This window comes from Nitrospina gracilis 3/211, from assembly GCF_000341545.2.
In the GTDB taxonomy this organism is placed as follows: Bacteria; Nitrospinota; Nitrospinia; order Nitrospinales; family Nitrospinaceae; genus Nitrospina; species Nitrospina gracilis.
Window position 1 is genome coordinate 2,667,063 of the sequence record NZ_HG422173.1, and the last position, 5,177, is coordinate 2,672,239.

Consider the following 5,177-nt stretch of genomic DNA (forward strand, 5'->3'; position numbering starts at 1 on the left):
CCAGTTTTTTGCGGATCAGGAATTTTTCCGTAAACATCGCACACCCAGTGTAACAGGGCGTACCCATCCATCAAATCGGAATATTAAATGTATAGATTTTGAAGGGGCCCGTTCAGGCGTGCTGCTTGAGGATGCGGTCGATGCCCGCAGTGGAGACGATGTGCGTGTCCATGCCGATCTCCTCCGGCGAGAATCCGAGCGCCAGCGCCACCAGTTGCGGCAGGTGCAGGATCGGCATCACGTAGCCGGCCTCGCGCAGGTTGTCGATTTCCGGCTGGTAGGAGTCGAGGCTCAGGTGACACAACGGACAGCCGGTAACGACCACGTCCGCGCCCTGCTGGGCGGCGTCGATGAGGGCGTTGCCCGCCATTTCGTGCGAGGCTTCCTTGTTCATCATGATGATGGGGAAGCCGCAACACTTGATGCGGTTGTCGTAATACACCGGCGTCGCCCCGAGGATTTCGAACAGCTCTTCCAGCTCCGTCGGGTTGTCCGGGTCGTCGTACTCGGAGAGTTCCGACGGACGCAGAACGTAACAGCCGTAAAACGCCGCAGCCTTGAGACCGGTGAGCGGACGCTTGATCTTCTCGCGCAGGCGTTTTTTTGCCTTCCTCGGTGGCGAGGATGTTGGAGAAGTGCTTGATCTGGATCTTGTCGCCCTGGTACTGGTGGCCCCCTTCTTTCAGGATGTAGTTGATGCGGTCCTTGTATTCGCCGCCGTCGTTCAGGTTGCACTCGGATTTCTTCAGGTTGCCCTGGCACGTGGAACAGATGGTGACGAGGTCCAGCCCCTGCTCTTCGGCGATGGCGAAGGTGCGCGCGTTGAGCGCGTCGGTGAGGGTCGGGTTCTTTTCCGAGAGCACACCCGCGCCACAGCAGGCGGCGCTTTTCATTTCCACGTATTCGATGCCCAGCGCCTGGGCGGATTTCGTCGTGGCCAGCATCAACTCGCGGGTCGCGCCTTTCGACACGCATCCGGTGAACAGTGCAAACTTCATTCTCCCAACTCCTCGAAGATACGCTTCACGTCTTTCTGGTCATCGATCGAACGATGGATGATCGGCGGCACCTTGCCCTTGAGCACCATGCGCAGGCCAACGGGCAGAAGGTCCATGAGGCCCTTGATGTTGAAATAGCCGACCGACTCGACGGGCAGGGTGTTTTCGTTCAACCGCCCGCTGTGCTTGATCGATTTCGCGAACGACAACGCGTGCCGCGCGCCGTTGTTGTTGGTCACGCCTTCGTCCAGCGCCACCTTCATCAATTCCTTGATCCGGTAAAACGGCTGCGCCGGTTTTGGACAGCGCTCTACGCATTCCGCACAGTGGGTGCAGTCCCAGATGCCGCCCGGTTTGCTGAGCTCCTTGATGCGCTCCTTCCTCGCCTGGTCGCGGGAGTCGTCCACAAAGCGCTGGGCCTTGGCGAGCGCCGCGGGGCCGAGGAAGTTGTCGTCCACCTCCAGCATGTTGCAGTCGGAGTAACAGTTGCCGCACATGATGCAGGTGCTGGTGTCGTCGAGCAGTTTGAACTGCTCGGGGCTCATGCGGTGCTCTTTTTCCGGCGGCTTCTCGTTGTTTTCGAGATACGGCTTGACCGCGTCGATCTTGTCCCAGAACGGCTTGAAATCCACCACCATGTCCTTGATCGGTTTCATGTTGCCGAGCGGCTCGATGGTGACCTTGCCGTCTTTCAGAAGGTGCGCGGCCTGGCGCTGGCAGGCCAGCACCGCACGCCCGTTTGCCTTCATGCCGCAGGAGCCGCAGATGGCACTCCGGCAAGACATGCGGTAGGTCAACGTGCCGTCCATGTTCCACTTGATGTGGTTCATGCAGTCCAGCAGGGTCGCCCCTTCCGGGAAATCGTATTCGAATTCCTCGTAATACGGTTCGGCCTGCTTTTCCGGATTGAACCGCTTGATGCGAAAAGTAGCCATCAGTACGTTCTTTCCTTCGGTTGAAATCGAGTGATGACGACCGGCTTGGTTTTAAGATCCAGGCCGCCGTTCTGCGCATAGACCAATGTGTGGTGCAGGTATTTTTCGTCGTCGCGCTTGGGGAAGTCGGTGCGGTAATGTCCGCCGCGGCTTTCTTTCCGGTTCAACGCGGCGGTGGCAATGATCTCCGCCATCATCAGCATGTTGCCCAGTTCGATGATCTCATACAACTCGGAATTGAAAATCTTGCCCTTGTCGGTGACCTTGCCTTTTTTGAACCGCACCTGGAGAGCCTGCATGGAATCGACGCATTCCTTCAGGTTTTCCTCGTTACGGAACACACCGCACAGACGCATCATGGTCTGTTTCATTTCATTCCGGACATCATTGTAGCTTTCAGTGCCTTCGCGTTGGAAGATTTCCTCGATGGATTTCAGCACCCGGGCTTTTTCCTGCCCTTCGTTGACCTTGTCAAACGTGGCTCCACGGCCATATTCCAGCGCCGCGCGTCCCGCACGTTCTCCAAAGACGGTGGCATCCAGAAGGGAATTGGTGCCCAGCCGGTTGGCCCCGTGGACGGAGACGCAGGCGCACTCGCCCGCGGCGAAAAATCCTTCCACCGCCGTGCCGTCTCCATCGCGCACCACCTGTCCGTGGATGTTCGTCGGAATCCCGCCCATGGAGTAATGCGCCGACGGCTGGATCGGCAACGGATCCTTCACGCAATCGACGCCGATGAAATCAATCCCCAACTGCCGGATCTGCGGCAGGCGTTCCATGATGCGTTTCTCACCGAGGTGCCGCAGGTCGAGGTTAATGAAATCCTCACCGTTGACGCCGCGGCCTTCGTCGATCTCGCTCTGCTCGGCGCGCGCCACGATGTCACGCGGCGCCAGTTCCATGCGCGACGGTGCGTACTTTTCCATAAACCGCTCGCCCGCGCCGTTGAGCAGGTATCCCCCCTCTCCCCGTGCTGCTTCCGAAAACAGAATGCCCTGCCGCCACAATCCGGACGGATGAAACTGGACGAACTCCGGGTCTTCCAGAGGCAGTCCCGCGCGGATAGCGGCGATGGCTCCGTCTGCCGTGCTGGCGAATGCGTTGGTGGTGATCTGGAACACCCGGCCGTAACCGCCGGTGGCCATGACGACCGCTTTCGCCTGGATCACTTCCACTTCACCCGTACGGATGTCGCTGACCACCACACCCTGGCAACGGTTGTCCTGGATGATCAGTTCGTGGAAGTACCACTCGGAGTAAATCTTGATCGACTTGCTGTTTTTAAGAACCTGTTCGTGCAGGGCGTGCAGGATGGCGTGGCCGGTGCGGTCGGCGGAAAAACAGGCGCGCGGTTTGGAGTGCCCGCCGAAACTGCGCTGGGCGATGCGCCCGTCTTCCATCCGGCTGAACACGCAACCGAAATGCTCCAGTTCGTAGATGACACGCGAGGCGGACCTGCAGTATTCCTCCACCGCGTCCTGGTCGTTCAGGTAATCCCCGCCCTTGACGGTGTCGAACATGTGCTCTTCCCAGGAATCGTCCTCGGAGTTGGCCAGCGCGGCGGCAATGCCACCCTGCGCCGCGCCGCTGTGCGACCGCGAAGGATAAACCTTGCTGAGAATGCCGACATCCAGTTCCTTGCACACTTCCAAGGCGGCGCGCATTCCCGCGAGTCCCGCCCCCACTATCAATACGTCGTGCTTAATCAATCGCCACCTGCTTGTTTCAATATAGAGTTAACTGTTTGATTTATATAGAATCCATAACGCTGTCCGGTCCGAATACAGACCCGGCGGGGGTGCCCCCGGCGAAGCATTCCATGGGCGAGATGTGTCGCAACCTGTCAGGGAAGCCGTTAAAATAGAAGGGGCATTGAACCACCAACCCGAAGGGGTTGTCAAGAAAAATGAGGTAATGGTTTGCAAACCCCAATAGCTGGTATATACTAGCGCAACTTGTAAAAAATCAATACCTCGTGCCGAAGTCCGCAATCTGCGGACCATCCTGAAATCGATCCCGTGCGAACCGCCTTACGGCATCCTCCACTGGTGAACCGGAAAACAAAAACCACTATGGAACAAGTTGAATTCGAAAGCCTCCTTCTGCCTGAGGAGGTCATGCAGGGAATCCGCAGTGCCGGGTTCCAGCACTGCACTCCCATACAGGCGAAAACCCTTCCCCACGCACTCGAAGGCAAAGACGTCGCCGGACAGGCGCAGACCGGTACCGGAAAAACCGCCGCTTTTCTGATCGCGCTGTTCACCAAGCTGTTGCGAACGCCGAAACCCGAACAGAAAGGCAACGCCTGGGTCGCGCCGCGGGGGCTCGTCATCGCGCCGACGCGCGAACTCGCCATCCAGATCGAACGCGACGCTCAGGAGCTGGGCCAGCACACGGGATTCCGCACCGTCTGCATTTACGGCGGCGTCGATTACGACAAGCAGAAGGAAGAAATCCGGAAAGGCGTGGACCTGCTCATCGTCACGCCGGGCCGCCTGATTGATTTTTACAAACAGAAATTCTTCAGCCTGAAATCCGTCGAGGTGCTGGTCATCGACGAAGCCGACCGCATGTTCGACATGGGATTCATCAAGGACCTGCGTTACATCCTGCGCAATATCTCGCCTTACAACAAACGCCAGTCGATGCTGTTTTCGGCGACGCTGAACCACCGCGTCATGGAGTTGTGCTACGAGCACATGAACGATCCCATCCCGGTGCGCATCGAGCCTGAAAAACTGGTGGTGGACAAGGTGGACCAGAAGATGTACCACGTCGGCTCGCACGAGAAATTCAGCCTGCTCCTCGGCCTGCTCAAGCAGGAACAGGGCGACAAGGTGATCATCTTCACCAACACCAAGGCGGAAGCGGAAAACCTGGAGTTGCGCCTGCAACACAACGGATACAACGCCGCGCAGATTTCCGGCGACCTGCCGCAGAAAAAACGCATCAAGACGCTGGAGAAATTCACCGAAGGCGAACTCGATATCCTGATCGCGACCGACGTCGCCTCGCGTGGACTGCACATCGACGACATCACCCACGTCATCAACTACGACCTGCCGCAGGACCCGGAGGACTACATCCACCGCATCGGCAGAACGGCGCGGGCGGGCAAACGCGGCGACGCCATCAGCCTCGCCTGCGAGGAGTACGTGGACAACCTGGTGCGCATCGAGGAGACGTTGACGGTGAAGATTCCCGTCGAATGGCCGGAAGAAGAGATGTTCGAGGAAGAGCTTCC

4 protein-coding genes and 1 pseudogene are annotated in these 5,177 nt (G+C 58.5%); 1 reads left to right on the forward strand and 4 read right to left on the reverse strand.

Translation table 11 applies throughout. The features are described 5' to 3' along the window. Positions 1-112: 112 nt before the first annotated feature. The 4 genes and pseudogenes from TX82_RS16870 to TX82_RS12775 form a co-directional block, all read right to left on the reverse strand. Positions 113-595: a heterodisulfide reductase-related iron-sulfur binding cluster gene (locus TX82_RS16870; protein WP_338038058.1), complete on the reverse strand. Its 483-nt coding sequence runs from the start codon at positions 593-595 to the stop codon at positions 113-115. Positions 596-803: 208 nt separating this feature from the next. After that, positions 804-998, reverse strand: a pseudogene (locus tag TX82_RS17220) (heterodisulfide reductase-related iron-sulfur binding cluster); the annotation flags it as partial. Then, a complete protein-coding gene (locus TX82_RS12770; protein WP_005011494.1) occupies positions 995-1,933 on the reverse strand; it encodes a succinate dehydrogenase/fumarate reductase iron-sulfur subunit in 939 nt (312 codons plus the stop codon). The pseudogene TX82_RS17220 and the gene TX82_RS12770, both read right to left, overlap by 4 nt. After that, positions 1,933-3,642 (reverse strand): FAD-binding protein, encoded by a 1,710-nt coding sequence (locus tag TX82_RS12775; protein ID WP_005011495.1) that lies wholly within the window; start codon positions 3,640-3,642, stop codon positions 1,933-1,935. The genes TX82_RS12770 and TX82_RS12775 overlap by 1 nt, the downstream gene beginning before the upstream one ends. Before the next feature lie 363 nt (positions 3,643-4,005). On the opposite strand from TX82_RS12775, the gene TX82_RS12780 reads away from it, so the two are divergent. Next, on the forward strand, positions 4,006-5,177 hold a 1,172-nt coding region (locus TX82_RS12780; protein ID WP_052338273.1), incomplete at its 3' end, for a DEAD/DEAH box helicase.